We start from the raw sequence: 21,701 nt of genomic DNA, 5'->3' as shown, positions 1-21,701 counted from the left end.
CCCGTTAACAGTCCCCAGCCAAAATATTCAGGATCCTTCAAGCGATCTCCCCCCTCCCTGAATTTTTGGTTCAATCAGCCTTTATCACAATGTCATGATATCACAAAAATGACGAAAGTACAATTTAACTCTCATAAAAATAAAAAGCCGAAGTCTAAATGATGCTCATTCACTCCGGCTTGATTAAATCTTGTAGAAAAACGCTCTTAAAAATGATATAATTATTTTATATACTGGATTATTTTTAATGAAATGGGGTGCGAATTGTGGGAGCAGATATGGAGCTGCGACAGATCGTCTACGACGTTATTAAAACACAGATTCAATTTGGAGCTTATAAGGCAGGCGATATCCTTCCAACTATGGAAAATGCCGCCGGCAATTTTCTTGTTTCCCTCGATACGGTACGTGCCGCCTATCTCCGCCTGCAGCGCGAAGGCTATGTTACTCTGTCTCAGAACATAGGAACGATGGTCATCAAGGACTACAACAAGCAGGAAGTGGAACTTCACGTCCAGCATTTCTTTTCCCATCGAAAACACGCCCTGATCGATTTGAGCAAATCCCTGCGTCCACTGCTGGGCCATGCACAGTGGATCGGGCTTAAAAATGCTCCTGTTGAAATTTACAAGAGCATAGAGCAGCTGGAGTCTCATAATCCGCTGCCGCCGTTTACTGCTTTTAACCATATTATGCAGGCCTATGCGTCCCTTGGAAATGAGCTTCTTCTTCGGCTTGTCTGGCAGATTTTCATGTTTTATGAAGCTCCATTTTTCAGCATGCCGGAAAATCCATGGCGCCTCTTTGTGGTCAGGGACTATTCTCTGAGCTCGCTGGATCATTGGCTTAGAAAGGATTGGAACGCGCTCCGGGAATCCATTTATGAGGCCCAGGATTCTCTGTCTTTGACCTTAAGCCAGCTTTATGAAAGGCGGATTACTGCACCGCCGCCCCAGCAGGAGATTCCGTTTACATGGAGCTGCTACAAAAAAGCTTCCCAGATCTGCTACTCTCTTGCCATGGATCTCCTCATTTCGATCTGTCGCGGCCAATATCCGGTAAATACCTTGCTGCCATCTCTGGAGAAGCTCTCCACAGAAAGAAATGTATCTGTGAGCACGGTTAGAAGAGCCCTTTCATTGCTGAATGGCGTTGGAGCCACCAGATCTTCTCAGCGGATCGGCACAAGAGTCCTGCCTTTACACGAGACGGCTCAGAACTGTAATCTTACCAGCCCTGCTGTCCGCAAGCGCCTCTTGGATATGGCTCAAAGCCTGCAGATTCTGACCTTGTCCTGCAAAGCGGTGTCTGAGATCACAGTAGCTTCACTGGATACCGCCGGATTGCAAAAATGCAAAAATGAGCTGTCTTCTGTGAAAAGCAGGCAGCAGTATGAGCTGGTCACCTATGCCGCCCTGGAATTGCTGGAACGGTTCGCCCCTTATCAGGCCATCCGGACGGTCTATGGTGAACTCATGCAGCAGCTCTTCTGGGGATATGCCCTGCGCAGTATGTGGCAAAAGAAGGATGACCGGATGCAGTTCTATCTCAGCTGTTTCGAATCGTTTACAAGCGCCCTGGATGAAGCAGATGCGGCTCTTTTTTCCGATAAACTGGAAGAACTCTTGATTCACGAATTTCGTTTCGCAGTCGGCAATCTGGTGAAGCTAGGGATCTTCGAGGCCGAACGTCTCCTGATTCCCGACCTTTAATTAATCCTGAAATCAGAGGGCCCATCCGTTCGGTTCCTGTTCGTTTTGATCCACTTTTGCAGAACCTCCAGCAGCCGTTCTATCTCGATTGGCTTTGCAAGATGATCGTTCATTCCGACGCTGCGTGCCTTTGCCGCGTCTGTGGTAAAGGCGTTGGCCGTCAGCGCAATAATGGGAACCGTAAGGGCATCTGCCCGCTGCAGCCTGCGGATTGCGGCCGCCGCTTCATAGCCGTTCATAACAGGCATCTGGATGTCCATCAAAATGGCGCTGTATTCCCCTGGTTCTGAGGTCTCGAATGCTACTTTTGCTTCCAGGCCGTTCTCCGCACAATCCACACGGACCTGATGCATTTGGAGCAGCTCCACCACAATCTCTCTGTTAATCTCATTATCCTCTACCAGCAGTACCTTTTTTCCAGACAGTACTGCCGAACCTTCACTCTCTGTGTTCTCAGAATCATACGGGATTGCCGCATCATTCTCATATACGGAAATGCCGGAGGCAGCCGTCACCCGCTGTTCGGCCTGTTTTCCGTTTAACAGTTTCTCTTTTCCGCAGACCTCCATTGGAATCGAAACGGTAAAGACACTTCCTATGCCTTCCTCGCTCTTTACATCAATCGTTCCGTTCATCATACGGACGATATTCTCAGTAATCGCCATCCCGAGCCCAGTCCCCTGGATTCTGCTGATTCTCGAATCGTCTGCCCGTGAAAACGGATCGAAAATGTGCGGCAGGTATTCTTTTGATATTCCGATTCCGTTATCTGTACAGATGAATTCATACTGACGCTTGTCGGATATCAATGATTTCCGTTCATTCACTTTTAAAGTAATGGCGCCGCCTTCCTGAGTATACTTAATGGCATTGGAAAGAATATTCATCAGCACCTGGCGCAGGCGGTCTCCGTCCGTAATCACATTTTCGTGGCGCATGTGCCCGAAGTTCACCCGAAACTGCTGACGCTTTTCACTGATCAGAGGACGGCACATATCTATGACTGTCTGGACCAGATCCGGCAGGTTCACCTGCTCTAATGCAAAGCTGATTTTTCCGCTCTCAATTTTAGACATATCCAGCACTTCGTTAATCAGGCCGAGCAGATGCCTGCTCGACCTGTTAATCTTATCTAAGCAGTCTTCCATTTTTTCCTGACAATCCAGATTGGCCTGTGCAATCGCCGTCATGCCCATAATTGCATTCATAGGCGTCCGTATATCGTGGGACATGGACGACAGGAAATTTGTCTTCGCCGCATTTGCCACGCGGGCCGCCTGATATGCCTCTTCCAGTGCATTGCGCTGCCGTTCCTGCTCTTCCCGCTCCCTCGTTATATCGATTCCGACGCTGTAGTAGGATTCAATACCGTCCCAGCTGTCTTCTCCGCTGACATAACTGAACGTCATAGTCACTATTTTCTGCGTTCCGTCCCTGTTTATGATACGGCCTTCCGCTGCCGTAGGCCTTCCTGTTTCCCTGGAATGATTCATGATGTCGGTCGCCCGTATTAAATCTTCCGGATGGAGATACGTGCACTGAGAATGGAGTTCGTTCTCAAACTGCTCTTTCGTATATCCGATTAAATGCAGGAAATCTCCGCCATACCAGAGAATGGTCTTTCCATCCCGTGCATCCACTCTGGCAAAACCGCCTGGAATGGTCCGCAGGATCGCCCCCCGTTCCCGGTCCATTTTTTCCAGTTTGTATTCCGGGCTGAAATTGTCGAGAGAAAGTTCCAGACGGGCTTTCCTCCCCTCCCAGTCTATAATGCGGTCTTTCAGCAGATACTTGCGTTTTAAGAACGGATTGTAGTATTCCCACTGATAGAATTCGTCCTCCGTCAGGCAGGAATTTGTACAGAATGGACACGGCGACGTAAGGTTTTGTATTACTTCATAGCATTTACGGCCGATCACTTTCTCTACAGGAAGTTTCAACGTTTCACAGGATGTTCTGTTGATATAAAGAAGGTCATAATTTTCCATATCTGCTATATACGCATTTCCGGAATACTCATCCAGCACCCATTTAAAATATCCTGCCGATTTCTTCAGACAATGGTTCGACTCTGTCAGTTCCTGCTGCTTTCCGTCGAGTTCCCTGTAAAATGCCCGGCATTCCGCCCGTCCGTTGGAATCCCTTCCGGCAAACGTCGCAGTCATCCGTCCCCATGCGGCACCGCCTTCCTTTTTTGGAATCGGAGATATCCATTCCACGGCCGACTCTGCTTTTGCAGCCGACTCTGCAAGCCGGCTCTTTATATCTTCAAATTCATCGGGATTCTCCTGATAAAACTGCCGAAGATTTTGAAATTGTCCGCCGAACTCCGCCTCTGTATATCCTGTTTTTTTGTAAAACGGGCTGCTTGCCCACAGGATCGTGAGATTCTCATCCAGGCAGAATCCCAGCGCTTCAATCTGCATTTCGTCCAATATCCAACGGCATCCGCCAGATGGCAGCGTTGTACAGGGGCTCTCCCCCGGCTGATTCCATTTCTTCTGTTCCATATTCGTTCTCCTTATGTCTGCTGTGTTTTGTTCAGTAATTCCGGTTACTATCGAAACGCTGATTTGTCATCTGAATCCTTTCCGGAGCGATCATCAGCTGCCCGGTTCTCCAGTGCATAATATAACTGTTCGAAATCAAGTGGTTTTGGTATATGGGCATCCATGCCTGCATTTCTGGCAGCCAGGACATCTTCTGTAAAAACATTTGCAGTCATAGCGATAATCGGTATGGTTTCCGCCTGAATATGGCCGCACGACCGGATCGCCCTGGCGGCATCATACCCATTCATTACCGGCATCTGGATATCCATCAGAATTGCATCGTAGTAGCCAGGGGTAGATCCCTTAAAGTACGTCAGCGCCTGATCACCATTGGCGGCCACATCGACTTTGGCGCCGTATCCACACAAGAGTTCCACAGCGACCTCCTGATTGATGGCATTATCCTCAGCCAGAAGAAAACGCTTTCCCGCAAAGAAAGCTTCGTTCATTTCCGGATTTCGGGTGGGTTTACAAACTGCAGGCTCTTTTTCCTGAAGCGGCAGTTCCAGATCCACAAAGAATGTGGTACCATGACCGATTTCACTTTTTAATGAAATCTGGCCTCCCATAGCAGAAATCAGATTCTTTGTGATCGCCAGGCCGAGGCCGGTGCCTTCCGTCTGATACACATACGTATCCCCCACCCGCTCAAAAGGAGTAAAAATGACTTTTTGAAAATCGGATGACATACCGATCCCATTATCCGCAACCGTAAAACGCCAGGCCGCATAGCCCGGCTTACTCGGCTCTCGTTCCTCTGCAGTCAGCACAATAGTACCTCCAATTGGAGTAAATTTCACCGCATTCGAAAGCAGATTCATAAAAATTTGTTTCAGGCGCAGGGCATCCCCTCTGATTCTTTCCTGTTTTATATGGAGATCGAAGCTCAGTTTCTGCTTCCTGTCGTCACATTGAGATTTTAAAATAGCTTCCAGGTCGTTGAATATTTCCGGTAAAGAAAAAGATTCACTCGCCAGCGCCAGCTTTCCGCTTTCTATTTTACTCATATCCAGTACATCATTTATCAGATCCAGCAGGTGTTTCGATGAAAAGTCAATCTTGTTCAGGCAGTCCATTACCCTGTCCTTATTCTCTATGTTACGTTTTGCAATAGCGGTCATACCAATGATCCCATTCATCGGAGTTCGCATATCATGGGACATATTAGAGAAAAAGCTGCTCTTTGCCGCATTCGCCTGCTCAGCTGCAACTACTGCCGCTGCAATCGTTTCTCGGTCATTCTGTTCCTTTGTTATGTCTGTAACCGCGTAAATGCATTTCGGATCGTTGCCCAAATAGAATGGACATGTCAAAATTTTCAACCACATATCGCGGTGAAGGCGGTCATTATATATATGAATCTTCCGCTGACATCCTTCAACCGGGCATGTTTCCAAAAGCAGCGCCTGCAGCTCTTTAAAAAAAGCGCCTGTTCCCGTTTCCTGTTCTTCGCCCTTTAAAAATTCATCAAATGAGATTCCAAGAAGCCGTTCGCTGTTTTCAAATACATAATCGAGACGTCCTGTTCTCTTGTTCAGAATGAAAATAACCGTGTCTGTATTTCTGGAAATTGCCTGATAGATATCCAGAAGAAAACGGTCATTTTTCCTCTGCCTCCGCTGAGCTGACAGATAAAACAGAACCGCCGTTGACAGCGCTATGATGATAACAGCGATTATCATAGCTGCCATGCAGACCGTTGTCTGCATGATCCTGGTTCCCTCTTTCTCCACCACCTTCAGCGGTACAACCGTAACAAACTGCCACTCTTTTTCAGTTTCTACCGGAGTGAAGCACAGAATCTGTTCCTGACCGTTAATCATAAAAACAACAGAGCCTGACCGGCCGTCGGACAGCGCTTTCATAAATGGTTCCAGCTCCTCCTCCGTATTTTTGCTGTCGCTCAGGAGCACGCGGATATTTTCGTATATCTGCTCATAACTGTAGCGGAAAGGCGGAATAATAATATTCCCGTTTCTTTCCACCACATAGCTGTAGCCTTCTCCCAAATATGTATCTTCTCCACATGTCTTCTGCAGAGAATCCGTAGAAAGGGCAGCATAAACGACGCCTCCTCCCGGAATTGCAGCACCCAGTAAAATCTCCCGATCCCCATCCACGCCAAAAAGGGTATCCGACATGGCGAATCCGTCAGATTCCACCTGTGACGAAAAATCATCTGGAATCCCCTTCATTACAAGCGACTCCATATCCCCATAAAGAACATTCCTTTCTTTATCGAATGCGACCAGTGCCTTCAGTTCATGGCTTTCCTGAAAAGCCTCTAAAATCAGTGATGCAGAACGCCTATCCTTGGCGGCACTGAGCGCGTACGTTACATTATACATATCACGTGCCGTTTCATCCAGAATTGCTGCCAGAGTTGCTGCTTTACTTCCGGTCAGCTCACTGATGGTCTGGATCGTGGTGCTGCGGACATTGGTACTGATATAATTTACACAAAATCTAACTATGCCGGAAACAGCCAGAGTCAGAATGGATACGGCTGCAATGGCTGCCGTCAGCCGGTACCGGCTTCCTCTTTTCTCTTCTGTCTCCGGACGTTTCCATACTTTACGGAACATTTTTTTCCACCTTCTCCGCCTGTATGCGGTCATATTCCATAGCGGCTTCCTCCGGCGTCATACCATCGATCATATCCAGGCACAGAATCCGTATGGTCCCCCAGTAATCAAAGCAAAGCCGCATATCTTCTATCGGTATCTGTCCTGGAGAGACCGCATCAGTCTGCAGCGCCAGGACCGTTGGGTCTGCCTCCGGATTTTCGCCTTCAAATCCGGAAAGAAGTCCCTTATTTCCTGACGAAAGCTCTTCTGCCTTACTGATTGTAAAATATTCCAAAGCATTCAGTGCCTCCTCTACATGCTCTCCCTTTGCATTGACACAGATACGGGAGTCAATGGACGGGAGGCTTATGGTGCCGTCCGGCAGCACCGGAAATCCCTGTTGGATAAATTCCATCTCAGGAGCCATTTTTTTTTATATCCGCCTCTTTCCCAGAGGGAAACACGGCAAATGCCGTTTTTTCTGTCCGGAACGCCTCCCAGTCTGAGGTATTGGCTTTGACTGTATCCACCTCTTCTGCGGTGAGGCCGTCCCCATAATATCCCTTCTCTATCAGTTCATTGAAAAAGCGGAATCCCTCCAGCATATAATCGCTGATTTTAATGCTGCCGTCATTCAGGCCAGCTATGATTTCCTCTGTATTTTCCGCCTGATAGACCGGATAAAGTCCGCGGGCCATGGCAATCGTTGTCATCGCATACCATCGGTTAATGCTGACAGGCGTAATGCCGTTTTCCTTGAGGACCTGGCAGCAGTGGAGAAACTCGTCCGCATTCTGAGGCGGTTTAAGGCCATACTGTCTTAAAAGCCCCACATTCACATAAAGGCCATAAGCCGTCATATTCGTTGGAATGCAGTAGACCGTGCCGTCTACAACCGCCTGCTGCCTGGCAGCAGCGTTCAGTCTTTGAAACACCGGCTGTTCCGAGAGATCATAAAAATAGCCTTTGGAATTCAGCTGTTTCACCCAATCTGCATTTACAATAAACAGGTCAACGCCCTTTCCATCATCCAGCCGCCGCGCCAGCGCCTCGTTGTAACCATCTCCGACAGGAGCCCGTCTACCCGAATCTCGATTGTGTCACTCTGGGCGTTGAATTCTGAGATAATATACTGATAACTGTCGTTCGCAGCAGTCTTATTGGATTCAATCGGCAAAAACAGGGTGAGCATTGTTTTTCCTCTTTTTCCGGCTGTATATGGAGTTCTCCCGATGTCGTTTTATCGTTGCAGCCCGCCATAGAAAGCACAGAAAAAGACAGCATAAGCAAAATGCAGCGCCATTTTTTTCTCATATGTTTTATCTTCCTTTCATCATACCAATAATCCGACTCATCGATATAATCCGAAATCATACATCTCTCTGAAATCCATTTTATTTCATCCAGCTCTCCTGATGAAAGGGAGTTTCAGAACGAATCCCTGGTAAGAGGTATTTTCCTTTGTTCATATACCAAATAATTACTTTAAGTATAGCAAAGCAAAGAAAAAATAGCAATCATTTGCCGCTGCTTCCAGGAAGGCGCGTATGGGCAAGGCCTTTCCTGGAAAGTAAAAAAGCGCTGCAAAAAGGAATCAGCCAATTCCTTATTTGCAGCGCCCTATTAAAGATACAATCTTTTTCTGTCACCAGTTATGACCCCGGTCCCAAACCCAGCCGCCTGATAACTGCTATTCCCTGTATAATTCCGGTAAAAGCTTATAATGCGCCGACGATATGATGAGGCATATATAGCTCTTCCAGATAGTCAATTTCCCTGTTATCCAGTCCAATATCAAAACTGCCTGCCGCATCATCGAGATATGCTGCTTTCGTTGCGCCAACAATTGGCGCTGCAACCCCTTTTGCAAACTGCCATGCCAGGGCAATCTGGGTCATTGTTGCAGATTTTTTCTCAGCAATCTCAGCAACACGTCTGACAATTTCCATATCACCGACCTGGGTCTTGTCATATTTTCCCTTCGCAGTCACATCCGTTCTACTCCTCAACGTATCGGCAGACCATGTGGGACGTGACAGTCTTCCGGCAGCTAGAGGGCTGTACGGCGTTCTAGCCACATTCTGTTCCTCGCAGATCGGAATCAGCTCTCGTTCATCTTCACGGTAAAGCAGATTGTAATGATTCTGCATAGAAATAAACTTTGTCCATCCATTGATTTCTGCCACATGTTGCATGTTCATAAACTGGTATCCATACATGGCTGAAGCGCCGATCGCTCGGACCTTCCCCGACTGAACCACCTTATGTAAAGCCTCCATTGTCTCTTCAATCGGCGTGTCATAATCAAAACGATGAATAATTAAAAGATCGATATAATCTGTACCAAGACGTTTCAACGATCCCTCTACTTCTCTCGGTATTGCTTCCTTTGACAGTTTCCCCTCATTAAAATAGACTTTCGTAGCGAGAACTACCTGATCTCTTGCGACGTTGTTTTTAACTGCCCGTCCGAGATACTCTTCACTTGTTCCCGCCGAGTAGCAGTTAGCCGTATCGAAAAAATTAATGCCCAGATCGAGTGCATGTTTTATTATCTCCTCACTCTCCTGAGGATTCAGCGTCCATGCATGCATTTTGCTGGCAGGATCTCCAAAGCTCATACATCCTGCGCACAAACGTGACACTTTAATATCTGAATTTCCTAATTTTATATATTCCATATAGAAGCTGTCCTTTCTACAGATACGTGTGGGTTACTACCATATCTCTTTTGCCATGTTAAATGCAGCCCATGCTTTCGGCCACCCGGCATAGAAGGCCGCATGGGTCAATATTTCCGCAATTTCCTCTTTCATAATACCGTGGTTTTTTGCGTTTGTGAGATGGAACTTTAAGGAGCTGTCTAAAATTCCACCTGCCATCAGGGCAGTCACCGTGACGATACAGCGGTCTCTCGCCGACAGTTGATCTTCTCTTGCCCACACTTCTCCAAACAATATGTCATCGTTCAGTTTTGCGAACTCCGGAGCAAATTCTCCAAGCTGATCTCTTCCTGAAGTCACTTTTTTCATCCTGTTCCTTCCTTTCTGTTTATAATCACTTCAGTTTTCCGTAATCTTCATCAGAAACAGGCTCGCACCACTCATTCCGACCGTTGATTCCCGGCACTTCAACAGCCAGGTGCTGGAACCAGGAGTCCGCAGACGCCCCATGCCAATGCTTCACCTCTGCTGGAATGTGGACTACGTCGCCCGGCCGAAGCTCCCTGGCCTCTTTTCCCCATTCCTGGTAATAACCTCTTCCGGCAGTCACCAGCAAAATCTGACCGCCGCCCTGATCCGCGTGATGAATATGCCAGTTGTTGCGGCACCCAGGCTCAAATGTCACATTTCCAATACTAACCATCTCTGTGGACAGCATATTCAGATAACTCTGTCCTACGAAATACTCTGCAAACCCCTCATTGGCGTTTCCTGTCTTAAATACGCTCATCTCTTCCGGATTCATTTTCTATCCCTCCTGTACACAGCCATTTTTCAATATCTTTCTGTGATCTGTTTACGCTTCCTCCGCGAATCGCCAGACCATTTTCCACATAAGCGCCGGGACACAGCTTTTTCATATCTTTTATGCTGCTGCCCATTCCGCTTCCCTCATGGGTGCAGAACGGCCTGATCGTTTTTCCGGTAAAATCAAAATGTTCCAGAAATGTAAAAACTGCCATGGGCATCGTTCCCCAATAATTGGGGAAGCCCAGATAGATCACATCGTACTGATCAAGACTCTCCGGATATGCTTTCAGCTCCGGACGGGCGTCCCGTTTCTGATCTGCCCGCGCCTGTGCGATGCACTCGTTATAGTCCCTGGAATATGCCTGTTTCGGTTCTATTTTAAAACGTGCTGCCCCCGTAAGCTTCTGAATGACGGCTGCCGCCGCCTCCGTATTTCCCGTCGCAAGTGTTCTGATCTCACCATTCACATAGTTCTCATCACCTCTTGAAAAAAATGCGATTAATTCCGCCATTATTTCACCTCCTCTTTCTCCTGTATCTTACAGCTGTACTTCATACTGGATTTTGCACTGTTTTCAATATCATTCTACCCTCTGTTTCCTTGTTTTTGAATCTCCAATATGTTATTATTGTATAAACAAAAAGTTTATACTATGTCGTGTAAAGAATGGACAGTCTGCCGGATTATTTCCCGGTATATTTTATAAAGTCAGGAGGATTTCTCATGTATAATCATATGCTCGATACGTTTATAGCGGTTGCTGACTGTGGCAGCTTTACAAAAGCTGCGGAACGCCTGTACATCTCACCTACTGCCGTTATGAAGCAGATGAATTCCCTGGAAAACCACCTGGAAATCAAGCTGGTTGAACGTACGCCTTCCGGCGTCCGTGTAACGGCTGCAGGTGCTGTCATTTATCAGGACGCTAAATTTATGATTGACTATTCAAGAAAATCCATTGCAGGCGCCAGGGCCGCCATGCATGCAGGGGACACGACCTTCTGCATAGGCACTTCGCTTCTGAACCCTGCAAAGCCTTTTATGGATTTGTGGTATCGCGTGAATAGGGATTTTCCTGACTATAAGCTGCATCTTGTGACATTTGAAGATAATCATGATGGAATTCTTACTGAGATTGAACAGTTGGGAAAGAAATTTGATTTTTTGATTGGAGTCTGTGATTCGAAAGCATGGCTCTCGAGATGTAAATTTCTCGCTCTCGGCCGATATAAAAAGATGGTGGCTGTATCCAGGGAACACCGTCTTGCCGGCAAAGAGCGAATTAATATTGAAGATTTGCATGGAGAAACATTGATGATGGTAGAACAGGGGGATTCCGGCGTCAATGATTTCCTGCGCAACGACCTGAACATGAATCATCCTCAGATTACCATTGAAGACACGCCCCCGTTCTATGATCTGTCCGTATTCAACCGCTGTGCAGAAACAGGCAACGTCCTGCTCACGATTGAATGCTGGCAGGAAGTTCATCCCGGCCTCGTATCGATTCCCGTAAACTGGGATTACAGTATCCCTTATGGCCTGCTGTACAGCCTTAAGGCTTCGGAAGATGTGCTTCGCTTTGTGGAAACGGTGCAGAGGCTTCAGCACTGTTCCATCAGATATTCTTCATAGGATTTGATTCCATTTTTCAGCCGTTTCAGGCCATCCAGAAGGCGCTCTCTCGGGCATGCTATATTCATGCGCAGGAAATCGTCTCCGTTTCCGCCGTATACCGTGCCTGACGACAGGTAAAGTCCCGTTTCACTTCTGAGGTATCTGCCTAATTCCGCCGCATTTCCCATGATGCCGCGGCAGTCCAGCCAGAGAAGGTAGGTTGCATGAGATGGGACGAATGTCACATTCGGTATCTCAGATTCCAGAAATGATCGCACCGTTTTCCTGTTTTCTGCCAGGTATTCCCTGAGGGCGTCCAGCCAGCCATCCCCTTTTGTAAATGCCGCAACCGCAGCGTCAATGGCAAAGGTATTTGGCTCCGCTGCCTCGTCCGTGTTCAGCGCCCGATCCATCTTATGACGTAAATCTTCGTTCGGCACCATCACTGCGGCCGTCTGCAGTCCTGCCAGATTAAACGCTTTTGTAGGCGCAATGCATGTTATGCTGTTCTGCGCACATTCTTCCGATACTGCTGCGAATGGCATGTAGTCATATCCCGGCTCGGTTAAATCACAGTGGATTTCATCTGACAGCACCTTCACATGGTTAGCGGCGCAGAGTTTTCCGATTCTTTCCAGCTCTTCCCTGGTCCAGATCATACCGGTGGGATTGTGAGGATTGCACAGGAGCATCATCGATGTCTGAGGGTCTCTAAGCTTTCTTTCTAAATCCTCCCAGTCAATCCGGTAAGTCCTGCCGTCATATAACAGCCTGTTTTCCAGAACATTGCGTCCGTTATTCCGGATCGAATTGAAAAAAATGTTGTAAACTGGCGTCTGTACCAGTACATTCTCTCCAGCCGTTGTAAACTTTCTGACAGCGCTGGAGATCGCAGGAACCACACCTGTAGCAAAAATCAGCCAGCCGTTCTCCATCTCATAGCCATGGCGGCGTTTCCACCAGCCGGCGACCGCCTCTCTCCATGTATCCGGAACCACCGTATATCCAAAAATTCCATGTTCCGCCCGCTTCCTGATCGCTTCTTTTATTTCCGGGGCGGCTTCAAAATCCATATCCGCCACCCACATGGGCAGTTCGCCTTCCGGAACATCCCATTTCATGGAACCTGTTCCGCGCCGTTCCTTCAGTTCCTCAAAGTGATAGCTGGAACGCTCCGCGCAAGGGCCGCCCTCCTGATTGATACGCATCCTATACTGCCTCCTTCAGTTCAGCTGTCTGAATGACTGTCTTTGACACATCCACCTTGGAAGCCTCCATAATCAGTTCTTCGATCTTTTCTGCCTGGATTCTTCCTCCAGCTGGATTAAGGACGCTGTCAATCGTATTATTCACCTCTGCGTCTACCGTAGAATATTCAAAAGCCAGGGTCGTATTTAAAAGGCGGCAGTTTTTCATCACCAGATTGTCGATGTAGCACATCCCCTGATTGCTTTCAATCGTACAGTTAATAAGCGTAAGATTCCTGGCATTCCAGCCCAGATACTCACCGGAGATAAAAGAATCGTAAACCGTTACATTTTCACTGTTCCAGAAAGCATCTTTGGACAGCATTCTCGCATGGTGGATTTCCACATTTTTTACTCCGTCAAAGGAGTAATTCCCTACCAGTTCGAAGCCGTCGATGTAGATGTTGCTGCTGTTCATGGCAAAGTAATCGCCTTTGGCGGTTACCTGGTTCATCCTGATTCTGTCACAGCTCCACAGAGTCTCTGCCGCATTCGTCATCGTTACCCGGTCCAGCTGGATTCCGTTGGTACGACGGAAGTTTTTCGGAGCTTCGATCATACAGTTTTTCATGGAAATATTCTCCGTATACCAGATTCCGGCACGCCCCATATCGAACACCACGCAGTCCTCCAGTTTAATATTCCTGCTGTACCACAATGGATATTTCCATTTAAACATGCTGCCGTAAAGTTCAATATTTCTGCTTTCTTTTAAAGGGGATTCTCCATCTGCAAAGGTCGTATCGCAGATTTTCAAGTCCTCACCCTGAAACAACGCCCGTTCTCCTGTTAAATATTTCTGATTGATATTTTTCATTCTGTCTTTGTCCTCCTAAATATTAGTAATTGAATGTTGTTTCTGCCGCTTCCCGGCAGTTTATTTCTTATTTATTCCTCTTGTCATCTGGAAAACAAGAAAATCCAGACAGTCGATCTGTTTTTCACTTTTATGAACCTTTTCCAGCAGATTTCTTCTGTGTTTCTCCAGCAGGCTCAGCTGGCCCTGCCTCTCTCCTGTCTTCCCCAATTTCATAAACTGTTCCACAATCCTTTTGCCGCATCCGGCATCCTCAAGATTTCGGATGACCGCAGCAGAATCTTCCATATATTCTGCCATGATATCACCTCACTTGACTTATTTGACAATCAGAAGTACGTCGCCCGCCTCTGCTGCACCCTTCTGTGTTCAGCGTCCTGCCGCCACCTGACGTCAAAATCATTAATGCTCTGCGTCTATTCATGAATTCCACCTCTTCTCAATTTATGTCTTAATTGTAATCCAGATGGGATTTCATATCAAATACTTATATTACATGATTTCCTATACTTGACAGGCATATATTTTTTTCACTATAATATCAGTAACATATAGCTCACTGAAAACATTATTGAGAAAGGGGAAATCACATTGGATATTCGTGTTTTAAGATACTTTCTGGCCGTTACCCGGGAAGAAAGCATATCAGGAGCGGCCGAATCCCTCCATATGACACAGCCTACCCTGTCACGGCAGCTCATGGATTTGGAAGAAGAGATCGGAAAAAAGCTGTTAATACGCGGAAACCGTAGAATTACTCTGACTGAAGAAGGGATGCTTCTGCGAAAACGGGCAGCGGAAATCATTGATCTGGTTGATAAGACGGAGGCGGAACTGACGGCGCCGGATGAAATCGTGAGCGGAGATATATACATCGGAGGCGGGGAAACCGATGCCATGCGACAGATTGCCAGAATTGCGACAGATTTGCAAAAATCCTGCCCTAATATCCGATATCACCTGTTCAGCGGAAATGCAGACGATGTGACGGAACGGCTGGATAAAGGCCTTCTGGACTTCGGAATCCTGATCGAGCCTGCAGATATGAAAAAATATGATTATATCCGTATGCCTGCTACGGATACATGGGGTCTTTTAATGCCCAAAAGCTGTCCCTTGGCTGCTCATGATTTCATACGGCCGGAAGATATATGGGATCTTCCCATCATCACCTCCCGGCAGACTGCGATCAGCAATGAATTTTCCGGCTGGCTGAAAAAAGATTTTGACAAACTGAACATCACAGCTACCTATAACCTGGTTTACAACGCCTCTCTTATGGTGGAAGAAGGCATGGGCTGTGCTCTGTGTCTTGATAAACTGGTCAATACATCAGAAAACAGCCGTCTTTGTTTCCGCCCGCTGAAGCCTAAGATGGAGGCCAGGCTGGATATTGTTTGGAAAAAATATCAGGTCTTTTCTGGAGCTGCCGACCGTTTTCTCAAACGGGTGCAGGAGGCGTTCCAGCACAGCTGATCATTCATGTCTGATTTCTTCGATATGGAAAAGTGCGCTGCCGGACTCAATTCAGGCATTGTCTTCAGCGCCCTTTTCCGAAACAACGTGTCATTTCCACACTGTTTTCACGCTGTTTCGAATGCTTTCTTCACATACTGTACTTACATGCTGTATTTACATGCTCTCCTGAAAGATATGCCGGATTTCATCCTTTGTCAGCACTTTATAGCCGCCCTCCATCACAAGGGTACTCTGTACCAGGCCGTCCAGCATATCTTCGGTCACACCAAGCTCACTGATATTCATAACGACTCCGATTTCCTTCATCCAGTCTTCCATCGCACTTAAACCTGCCAAGGCCGTTTCTTCGTCTGTCTTTCCATCCGGGTTCACATTCCAGACATTTACCGCAAACCGTTTAAACTTCTCCAGTCCATAAGGCATAATATAACGGTAATATGCCAGGGCTACGGCTGACAGAGTCATTCCGTGAGTTGCATCCGTATGGGCGCCGACTGCCTGGCCAAGCATATGCACCATCCAGTCCGTCGATTTACCCATGGCAACCAGAGTGTTCAGCGCCCATGTTGCTGTCCACATGATATTGCTTCTCGCCTCGTAATCCTCTGGATTTTTCACCGCAATTACGGAGCTGTGAATCAGGGATTTCATCAGGCCTTCCATAATGTAGTCCGACGTATTATCATCCTCACCGGAAAAATACTGTTCGCAGATGTGATTTAAAATGTCGTAAAACCCGGCTGTCATCTGATATTTTGAGAGCGAATAGGTAAACGTTGGATTTAAGACAGCGAACTTAGGAAATACACGTTCTCCAAAAACATGACCGATTTTCAGCTTACTTTCGTGGTTTGTAATAACAGCTCCGCCGTTCATTTCAGAACCGGTGCCTACCATAGTCAGCACACATCCTACCGGAATGATTTTTGTGTCATCATCCACGTCTTCAAAATTCAGATAGTACTTTTTCCACGGGTCCTCTTTGCAGTAGGCCGAAATCGAAACCGCTTTTGCGTAATCACAGCATGAACCGCCGCCCACAGACAGAATGAGATCCACATTTCCCTCTCTTGCAATTCTGCAGCCATCATAAAGCTTTTCCACGGTTGGATTCGGCATAACACCGCCGTCTTCAATGATCTCCTTCCCGTTTGCTTTTAAAATAGCAGTCACCTGATCATAGATCCCGTTTTTCTTGATGGAACCGCCGCCGTACACAAGCTGTACATTTTTTCCATACTTCTGCAGTTCTTCATTGAGACCATTTAATGAGTCCACTCCAAAATATAATTTCGTCGGGTTGGAATATACAAAGTTTCCTAACATATCTTATTTCCTCCTGTATTTGAATCGATTCTGTTATGACTATAGTACCTAAACCTAACTTCAGGTCAATACTTTTTTTAATTTTGTTGTCATTTCTTTTTTTATACCGGCTTTTCTGCCGGTTCAATCAAAATTTTGCCGGACAGCTCTTCGATCCATTCACTTCCGGATATGGCCGTTCCCAGATCATACAATCCATTATAGGAACCAAAGCTCCCATAATACATGACCACGTCTTTCCATGGTGCAAAATAAGCCAGACCACCTTTCTCTCCGCCCTCTGTGAGAGGTGTATCCCCAATTTCCAATTCGTCTGGAGGATAGAAAATTTTCTCATTGCTGCCGTAATCCTCGATCTCAACATTCAGCGGCAGCTGGCTGTACAGGCTCCTGGCCGCTGGACTGCCATTCAGTTCAAAAATAATCGTATGTCCGTTCCACTGCACCAGGATCTGCATAGAATCTTCATCATCCGTTCCTCCTTTTTCTGTGCCTTCTGCTCCCAGCCCTTGTGCTTCTGCCGATATCTTTGTTTTTCCTGCCTCCGTCTCCGAAGCCCCACGGATGATCTGTGCTGATGCCTTGGCCGGATCTCCCTTGCATGCCGTCAGCAGGGCAGCCAGCAGAAACAGGCTTAAAATAGATCGTTTTCTCATACGTCCTCCTTATATAATGTATTTAGGTTGATAAAGGTAACCTATAATCCTTTGTTAGCTGTATAATTATTCAGGATTATCCTGTATAATTGTTTCATTAGATAGAGTGACATCGAGTCCTCCTTGAGACCATGATCTCGTCCTTGAAAGAGTGATGCCTCTGTCTGGTAAACAAGTTTACGAATCAGTTGGATGTTGACCCTAATGGGTACTTCGCATATACAATAAGGCAGTAACGTTTACCAGTCAGTGGAACCTATCTAAAATACTTTTATGGCAGGTGCTGCTTATGTTTTACTTAGGAATTGATATCGGTAAAAATACACATGTTGCTTCCCTTATAGATGAAAAAGCGAAGGTTATTTTCAAAGCTCATTCTTTCTCCAACACTTCTGATGGAGCAGCCACACTTCTGGAAAAAATCACTCCCTATGTGGCAGAACTTGAAATTGGCATGGAAGCCACTGGACATTACTGGCTTTCTCTTTATTCCTTCCTTGTGGAAAATCACTTGGTTGTGCATGTCATCAATCCCATTCAAACCGATGGTTGGCGGAAAGGAACTGAAATCAGAAAACGTAAAACAGACATTATTGATTCGGTTCTAATTGCTCATTTTATCCGCTATGGTGACTTTTTGGAAACCTCTCTTGCTGACGAAGACACCATGTCTTTGCGTAATTTATCACGCTTTCGAAACTATCTCGTCGGCTCTATTGGTGACCTCAAAAGAAAAACCATTTGTGTTCTGGATCAAATCTTCCCTGAATACCATCACGCTTTCTCCGATATCTTTGGTAAAACATCAAAGGAACTTTTGCTACAATTAAATTCCCCTTCGGATTATGAAGATGTGACATCGGAACAATTAGAAGAACTTTTGTCTCAAGTCACTTTAAAGGGCTATGCTGCCAAAAAATTCAAAGATGTATCTTCCTTAGCAAAGACTTCCTTTGGTATTACATTCTGTGTTGAGAGCTTTTCTTTTCAGCTAAAGCTTCTGATTGAGCAAATCAACTTTATAGAAAAGCAGGTATCTGATGTAGAAAAACAAATGGCAGAGCTTCTCGAAAACATTCAAACTCCCATTACTACAATTCCGGGAATCGGCAATGTAATTGGAGCCACCATACTTGGTGAAATTGGAGACATCAATCGCTTTAGCAATGGTGCAAAGCTTGTTGCCTATGCTGGAATAGATGCCTCTGTTTTCCAATCCGGTGAATATGAATCCACCAACAATCATATGAGTAAAAGGGGGTCACCTTATTTACGCAAGGCTATCTTTCGAGCTGCCTTTGTTGCCTCTAACACTGACCCTGTTTTTAAAGCTTACTATCAAAAGAAACGCATGGAGGGAAAGCATCACAATGTTGCTGTTGGTGCAGTTGCCCGTAAGTTATGCTACACCATTTATGCTGTGCTAAAAAACGATGTTCCTTATGAGGTGCAAGCACCACAAGAGTAACAAATATTCATCTATATTTTTTTCTACTTGCTTTTGTAGGTCTTTTTGTAGTGCATAAAAATGCTTCCAATATTCAAAAAATATTTTTCATTTACCTATTGACTTTTGATAGTTGGTCTTTCGGTTCTTTTATTCTAAGTTTTTCATTACTTCATTGCCTCTTTCAAGAATATTTCCATCTTATCAAACGGAACTTTATCGCTTTTCTCGATCTCCTCCGTCAGCTCCGTATGTACCCCCTGCCTCCAATTATTCTCCCACAATTCCCGCTGATAAGTATAGATCAGGCTCTGGGCCGACTGAATCCCGTCATTCTTTGTCTCTCCCTCCGATCAATCGTTGATTTCGTCTAATTCAAAAGCATGTGTATCCCAATACCCATCCCGAACAGAACCATAAGAATACCAAAAATCCGGTTCATTTTCACGCAAATGTCTCCTGTTACCCGCTCCCTGAACCGGCTCACAATCAGAGCGGCCGCAAACCACCATAGACACGTACCGCCGAATATTCCGGCAATCAGTCCCATCCTCGCTCCCAGCGTTTCCGTCCCTTTAATGCGGAACATTGAAAATACTGCCATGAAGGACAGAACTGCGGTCGGATTGGTAATGGCTATGGCAAATGATGTAAGAAAACACGAAGCCAGATTCCCGGAGCCTTCTGTCTGCCGCGCAGCCTTCCATTCCATCGTTTCTGCCTTTCTGACCCCCCTAATTCCAATGGCGGTCACCGCCAGGCAGCCCGCCAAGCAGATTATGTCCTGATGCCTTAGCAGGAAATCTGAAATAAAGGTGATTCCAAATACTCCGACACATGCATAGATTCCATCTGCCACAGAAGATCCCATTCCGGTCATAAAACCAGCAGCTGGGCCATAAGTCAGCCCCCTCTGGACGGATAACACGCCGACCACACCAACGGGTACTCCAAATACAATCCCTATCACAAATCCTTTTATCAAATAGTTCCCTATCATCCCCTTCGTCCTTTCCCCTCGTAAGAACAGCAAATAAATGCCTGTCCGACTCATCTGAAACGGCTGCTGCACAAAGTCTTCTGCCCCATTATTCCGTGTTTGGCCGAATGGAAAATGTATAGTATCTGTCATAATTCTCCCTGTGATAATATCTGATTTCTCCGCTGTCCTGACTGTATACCACTGTCCACTCCGTTGAAGCAAATTCTCCGAAATTATTTTTACTGACACTCTTCATAGCGTCTTTCATGTCTTCCATATTCATGGAAGATTTTGTCTTTAACCGCTCCGTCAGCATTTCATATCGTGTATGGGACTGTTCCGTTCCGATTCCGTACTTCTCTCCCTGCGCCAGGTAAAAATTAGTCACAACAGGTGTTTCAATCACCACCATTTCGTTATTGACATATTCTATGGCTACCGATTGTCCGGAAGAATCCGCCAAAGCAAAATGAAGCATCATACCGGCTGACGAATGCATATCGTACTGTTCGAGCAGCCGGACTGCCTCTTTTACATCGGCCGCCTGATCCAAGAGAAGACGAATAGCAGTCGTAGTTGTAATTCCAGGCTTTCCCGTATCCTGCTCTGTGACAGAAGAGTCTTCTATCATCAATACCGCCGCACAAAGTCCCTTCTCATTGATTCCATCCATTGGGGCATAAAGAGCCGCTGCCGACACAAGCTTGGATACCATTTGATCCGGATCATAATTCACTCCAAAGTCCAGGAAATCCAGGTTTACTGTGGATACGGATGCATATCCATGTGTCGGTTTTGATTTCACCACCATAGACGTACACTCCATCCAGTCAAAGTTCCTCCCATACATCATTCCGCCTTCTGTGCCTCGTGCTGTCAACGTACTGCAGCCGAAACTGTTATTTAAAAATTCAGGAGAAATCAGGCCTTTGAATAAATCCTGGGCAACGAATTTTGCCACATCCTGGTCCGATTCCCCACCTCCCTGATCCAGAAAACGTTCAAATCCATAATCTCCGCTGAACTCCATGTAATAAAATCCATCCTCCAGTTCCTGTATCCTTACCGCTGAAATCACCCCTGTTCTGATACGGTAGTAAATATAGATGGCAACTGCAGATATGATTATGAATATCGTCAGAAGGACTCTTGTTCTATTCTTTATTTTCTTTCTATTTTGGTGCATATAGGTATTCTGTCTCCTTTAATTACGACTGCTGATTAAGACAATCTTATTTCCCCAGCCTTCCAGTACTGGATTATCTTCAACTGCCTTTCGGAATTCATCCGTATCCGCAATACTGCCAATCTTCGTCAATTCTCCTGTAACCGATCCGTCCTGATAGAACAAGACAATTCGGTTCGGTTCGGAGTAATATACTTCTCCCGCTTTCTCTGAAGTCACAGTTTCCGCATTGGATGGGATTTCATATCTGTCTGGAATATCATAATACTGCATCACTTCCCAGTTCTCATAATCATCATAGTGATAAATCGGCAGTCTCCAGTCAGAAGTCCCCACATGTCTGGCGACCGCTTCAGCGGTTCCATTATCCTCCAAGTGGAGTATAAACGGTTCTCCGTCATCTCCAAACCGGACTTCCAGCTCCGTTCCCACTGTCTGAATTCCAGACTGACCAGCCGTACGGCCGTTCTGGTTGCTGCCCACGCCCATATCTCCTGTCAGACCACCGTTTTCCTTTTGAATCTCATCGTTACGGCCGCAACCGGTCATTACAGCGGCAAGCAGAACTGCCGCCGCCAGTACATATGAAGTTCTGTTTAATCTGTCTTTTTTCATAATTATTCCTTTCCTGTACTGCCT

The 21,701-nt window shown here is 46.2% G+C and carries 21 protein-coding genes; 4 read left to right on the top strand and 17 right to left on the bottom strand.

Annotation, left to right across the window (positions count from 1 at the left end; all coding sequences use genetic code 11):
- Window positions 1-266 precede the first annotated feature (266 nt).
- A complete protein-coding gene (locus DXA13_RS12870) occupies window positions 267-1,712 on the top strand; it encodes a GntR family transcriptional regulator (RefSeq protein WP_118244922.1) in 1,446 nt (481 codons plus the stop codon).
- On the opposite strand, the gene DXA13_RS12865 is transcribed toward DXA13_RS12870, so the two are convergent.
- From DXA13_RS12865 to DXA13_RS12825, 9 genes are all read right to left on the bottom strand, one after another.
- A complete protein-coding gene (locus DXA13_RS12865) occupies window positions 1,709-4,222 on the bottom strand; it encodes a PAS domain-containing hybrid sensor histidine kinase/response regulator (protein WP_243009112.1) in 2,514 nt (837 codons plus the stop codon). The two genes, DXA13_RS12870 and DXA13_RS12865, sit on opposite strands and share 4 nt — an antisense overlap.
- 47 nt (window positions 4,223-4,269) lie before the next feature.
- Window positions 4,270-6,849 carry an ATP-binding protein gene (locus tag DXA13_RS12860; protein ID WP_181995664.1) on the bottom strand — a complete coding sequence of 860 codons (2,580 nt, stop codon included), beginning with the start codon at window positions 6,847-6,849 and terminating at the stop codon, window positions 4,270-4,272.
- Window positions 6,839-7,258 (bottom strand): hypothetical protein, encoded by a 420-nt coding sequence (locus DXA13_RS12855; RefSeq protein ID WP_118244920.1) that lies wholly within the window; start codon window positions 7,256-7,258, stop codon window positions 6,839-6,841. Before DXA13_RS12855 ends, DXA13_RS12860 begins: the two co-directional genes overlap by 11 nt.
- Window positions 7,248-7,835, bottom strand: coding sequence for an extracellular solute-binding protein (locus DXA13_RS12850; protein ID WP_243009119.1), 588 nt, complete (start codon window positions 7,833-7,835; stop codon window positions 7,248-7,250). The genes DXA13_RS12855 and DXA13_RS12850 overlap by 11 nt, the downstream gene beginning before the upstream one ends.
- The gene (locus tag DXA13_RS12845; protein ID WP_118244918.1) at window positions 7,829-8,023 is read right to left on the bottom strand and encodes a hypothetical protein; all 195 of its coding nucleotides are present in this window, start codon (window positions 8,021-8,023) and stop codon (window positions 7,829-7,831) included. Before DXA13_RS12845 ends, DXA13_RS12850 begins: the two co-directional genes overlap by 7 nt.
- A gap of 526 nt (window positions 8,024-8,549) precedes the next feature.
- Complete coding sequence (locus DXA13_RS12840; RefSeq protein ID WP_118244917.1) at window positions 8,550-9,512, bottom strand: aldo/keto reductase; 963 nt, start codon at window positions 9,510-9,512, stop codon at window positions 8,550-8,552.
- 36 nt (window positions 9,513-9,548) lie between these two features.
- Window positions 9,549-9,863 carry a carboxymuconolactone decarboxylase family protein gene (locus DXA13_RS12835; protein ID WP_118244916.1) on the bottom strand — a complete coding sequence of 105 codons (315 nt, stop codon included), beginning with the start codon at window positions 9,861-9,863 and terminating at the stop codon, window positions 9,549-9,551.
- Between the two features lie 25 nt (window positions 9,864-9,888).
- Window positions 9,889-10,299: a cupin domain-containing protein gene (locus tag DXA13_RS12830; RefSeq protein ID WP_118244915.1), complete on the bottom strand. Its 411-nt coding sequence runs from the start codon at window positions 10,297-10,299 to the stop codon at window positions 9,889-9,891.
- On the bottom strand, window positions 10,271-10,816 hold the full coding sequence (locus DXA13_RS12825) for a flavodoxin (RefSeq protein ID WP_118244914.1): 546 nt from the start codon (window positions 10,814-10,816) through the stop codon (window positions 10,271-10,273). The genes DXA13_RS12830 and DXA13_RS12825 overlap by 29 nt, the downstream gene beginning before the upstream one ends.
- 212 nt (window positions 10,817-11,028) lie before the next feature.
- Between DXA13_RS12825 and DXA13_RS12820 the strand changes: the two genes are divergently transcribed.
- The gene (locus tag DXA13_RS12820) at window positions 11,029-11,940 is read left to right on the top strand and encodes a LysR family transcriptional regulator (protein WP_118244913.1); all 912 of its coding nucleotides are present in this window, start codon (window positions 11,029-11,031) and stop codon (window positions 11,938-11,940) included.
- Here DXA13_RS12820 and DXA13_RS12815 read toward each other — a convergent pair.
- From DXA13_RS12815 to DXA13_RS12805, 3 genes are read right to left on the bottom strand one after another with little or no spacing between them, the layout of a single operon-like run.
- Window positions 11,910-13,130 (bottom strand): MalY/PatB family protein, encoded by a 1,221-nt coding sequence (locus DXA13_RS12815; RefSeq protein WP_118244912.1) that lies wholly within the window; start codon window positions 13,128-13,130, stop codon window positions 11,910-11,912. The two genes, DXA13_RS12820 and DXA13_RS12815, sit on opposite strands and share 31 nt — an antisense overlap.
- A gap of 1 nt (window position 13,131) precedes the next feature.
- Complete coding sequence (locus tag DXA13_RS12810; RefSeq protein ID WP_118244911.1) at window positions 13,132-13,986, bottom strand: DUF3737 family protein; 855 nt, start codon at window positions 13,984-13,986, stop codon at window positions 13,132-13,134.
- Between the two features lie 60 nt (window positions 13,987-14,046).
- Window positions 14,047-14,286, bottom strand: a complete 240-nt coding sequence (locus DXA13_RS12805; protein WP_118244910.1) for a hypothetical protein — start codon at window positions 14,284-14,286, stop codon at window positions 14,047-14,049.
- A 291-nt stretch (window positions 14,287-14,577) separates the two neighbouring features.
- Between DXA13_RS12805 and DXA13_RS12800 the strand changes: the two genes are divergently transcribed.
- Complete coding sequence (locus DXA13_RS12800) at window positions 14,578-15,462, top strand: LysR family transcriptional regulator (protein WP_118244909.1); 885 nt, start codon at window positions 14,578-14,580, stop codon at window positions 15,460-15,462.
- A 156-nt stretch (window positions 15,463-15,618) separates the two neighbouring features.
- On the opposite strand, the gene DXA13_RS12795 is transcribed toward DXA13_RS12800, so the two are convergent.
- Together DXA13_RS12795 and DXA13_RS21855 are read right to left on the bottom strand one after the other, a co-directional pair.
- Complete coding sequence (locus DXA13_RS12795) at window positions 15,619-16,791, bottom strand: iron-containing alcohol dehydrogenase (RefSeq protein ID WP_118244908.1); 1,173 nt, start codon at window positions 16,789-16,791, stop codon at window positions 15,619-15,621.
- Window positions 16,792-16,892: 101 nt separating this feature from the next.
- A complete protein-coding gene (locus tag DXA13_RS21855) occupies window positions 16,893-17,447 on the bottom strand; it encodes a cyclophilin-like fold protein (protein ID WP_243009111.1) in 555 nt (184 codons plus the stop codon).
- Window positions 17,448-17,736: 289 nt separating this feature from the next.
- Here DXA13_RS21855 and DXA13_RS12785 point away from each other — a divergent pair, with 289 nt between their 5' ends.
- Window positions 17,737-18,915 carry an IS110 family transposase gene (locus DXA13_RS12785; protein ID WP_118244907.1) on the top strand — a complete coding sequence of 393 codons (1,179 nt, stop codon included), beginning with the start codon at window positions 17,737-17,739 and terminating at the stop codon, window positions 18,913-18,915.
- A 349-nt stretch (window positions 18,916-19,264) separates the two neighbouring features.
- Here DXA13_RS12785 and DXA13_RS12780 read toward each other — a convergent pair whose 3' ends face one another.
- The 3 genes from DXA13_RS12780 to DXA13_RS12770 all read right to left on the bottom strand — a co-directional run bounded on the left by DXA13_RS12780 (window position 19,265) and on the right by DXA13_RS12770 (window position 21,677).
- Entirely contained in the window at window positions 19,265-19,894 is a 630-nt protein-coding gene (locus DXA13_RS12780; protein ID WP_118244948.1) for a LysE family transporter, read from the bottom strand.
- Window positions 19,895-19,982: 88 nt separating this feature from the next.
- Window positions 19,983-21,062 carry a C45 family autoproteolytic acyltransferase/hydolase gene (locus DXA13_RS12775; protein WP_243009110.1) on the bottom strand — a complete coding sequence of 360 codons (1,080 nt, stop codon included), beginning with the start codon at window positions 21,060-21,062 and terminating at the stop codon, window positions 19,983-19,985.
- 18 nt (window positions 21,063-21,080) lie between these two features.
- Window positions 21,081-21,677: a cyclophilin-like fold protein gene (locus DXA13_RS12770; RefSeq protein ID WP_118244906.1), complete on the bottom strand. Its 597-nt coding sequence runs from the start codon at window positions 21,675-21,677 to the stop codon at window positions 21,081-21,083.
- Window positions 21,678-21,701: the final 24 nt, after the last annotated feature.

The sequence above is a fragment of the Clostridium sp. AM58-1XD genome (assembly GCF_003464085.1).
Lineage (GTDB): Bacteria > Bacillota > Clostridia > Lachnospirales > Lachnospiraceae > Lachnoclostridium_A.
This window is presented reverse-complemented; position numbering and strand designations above follow the sequence as displayed.

What these genes read in the sequence shown, in the direction of transcription:
- DXA13_RS12865 (WP_243009112.1), bottom strand. Translation starts at nt 4,222, where the DNA reads ATGGAACAGAAGAAATGGAATCAGCCGGGGGAGAGCCCCTGTACAACG.
- DXA13_RS12860 (WP_181995664.1), bottom strand. Translation starts at nt 6,849, where the DNA reads ATGTTCCGTAAAGTATGGAAACGTCCGGAGACAGAAGAGAAAAGAGGA.
- DXA13_RS12855 (WP_118244920.1), bottom strand. Translation starts at nt 7,258, where the DNA reads ATGGCTCCTGAGATGGAATTTATCCAACAGGGATTTCCGGTGCTGCCG.
- DXA13_RS12845 (WP_118244918.1), bottom strand. Translation starts at nt 8,023, where the DNA reads ATGCTCACCCTGTTTTTGCCGATTGAATCCAATAAGACTGCTGCGAAC.
- DXA13_RS12840 (WP_118244917.1), bottom strand. Translation starts at nt 9,512, where the DNA reads ATGGAATATATAAAATTAGGAAATTCAGATATTAAAGTGTCACGTTTG.
- DXA13_RS12835 (WP_118244916.1), bottom strand. Translation starts at nt 9,863, where the DNA reads ATGAAAAAAGTGACTTCAGGAAGAGATCAGCTTGGAGAATTTGCTCCG.
- DXA13_RS12830 (WP_118244915.1), bottom strand. Translation starts at nt 10,299, where the DNA reads ATGAATCCGGAAGAGATGAGCGTATTTAAGACAGGAAACGCCAATGAG.
- DXA13_RS12825 (WP_118244914.1), bottom strand. Translation starts at nt 10,816, where the DNA reads ATGGCGGAATTAATCGCATTTTTTTCAAGAGGTGATGAGAACTATGTG.
- DXA13_RS12820 (WP_118244913.1), top strand. Translation starts at nt 11,029, where the DNA reads ATGTATAATCATATGCTCGATACGTTTATAGCGGTTGCTGACTGTGGC.
- DXA13_RS12815 (WP_118244912.1), bottom strand. Translation starts at nt 13,130, where the DNA reads ATGCGTATCAATCAGGAGGGCGGCCCTTGCGCGGAGCGTTCCAGCTAT.
- DXA13_RS12810 (WP_118244911.1), bottom strand. Translation starts at nt 13,986, where the DNA reads ATGAAAAATATCAATCAGAAATATTTAACAGGAGAACGGGCGTTGTTT.
- DXA13_RS12805 (WP_118244910.1), bottom strand. Translation starts at nt 14,286, where the DNA reads ATGGCAGAATATATGGAAGATTCTGCTGCGGTCATCCGAAATCTTGAG.
- DXA13_RS12795 (WP_118244908.1), bottom strand. Translation starts at nt 16,791, where the DNA reads ATGTTAGGAAACTTTGTATATTCCAACCCGACGAAATTATATTTTGGA.
- DXA13_RS21855 (WP_243009111.1), bottom strand. Translation starts at nt 17,447, where the DNA reads ATGAGAAAACGATCTATTTTAAGCCTGTTTCTGCTGGCTGCCCTGCTG.
- DXA13_RS12785 (WP_118244907.1), top strand. Translation starts at nt 17,737, where the DNA reads ATGTTTTACTTAGGAATTGATATCGGTAAAAATACACATGTTGCTTCC.
- DXA13_RS12780 (WP_118244948.1), bottom strand. Translation starts at nt 19,894, where the DNA reads ATGATAGGGAACTATTTGATAAAAGGATTTGTGATAGGGATTGTATTT.
- DXA13_RS12775 (WP_243009110.1), bottom strand. Translation starts at nt 21,062, where the DNA reads ATGCACCAAAATAGAAAGAAAATAAAGAATAGAACAAGAGTCCTTCTG.
- DXA13_RS12770 (WP_118244906.1), bottom strand. Translation starts at nt 21,677, where the DNA reads ATGAAAAAAGACAGATTAAACAGAACTTCATATGTACTGGCGGCGGCA.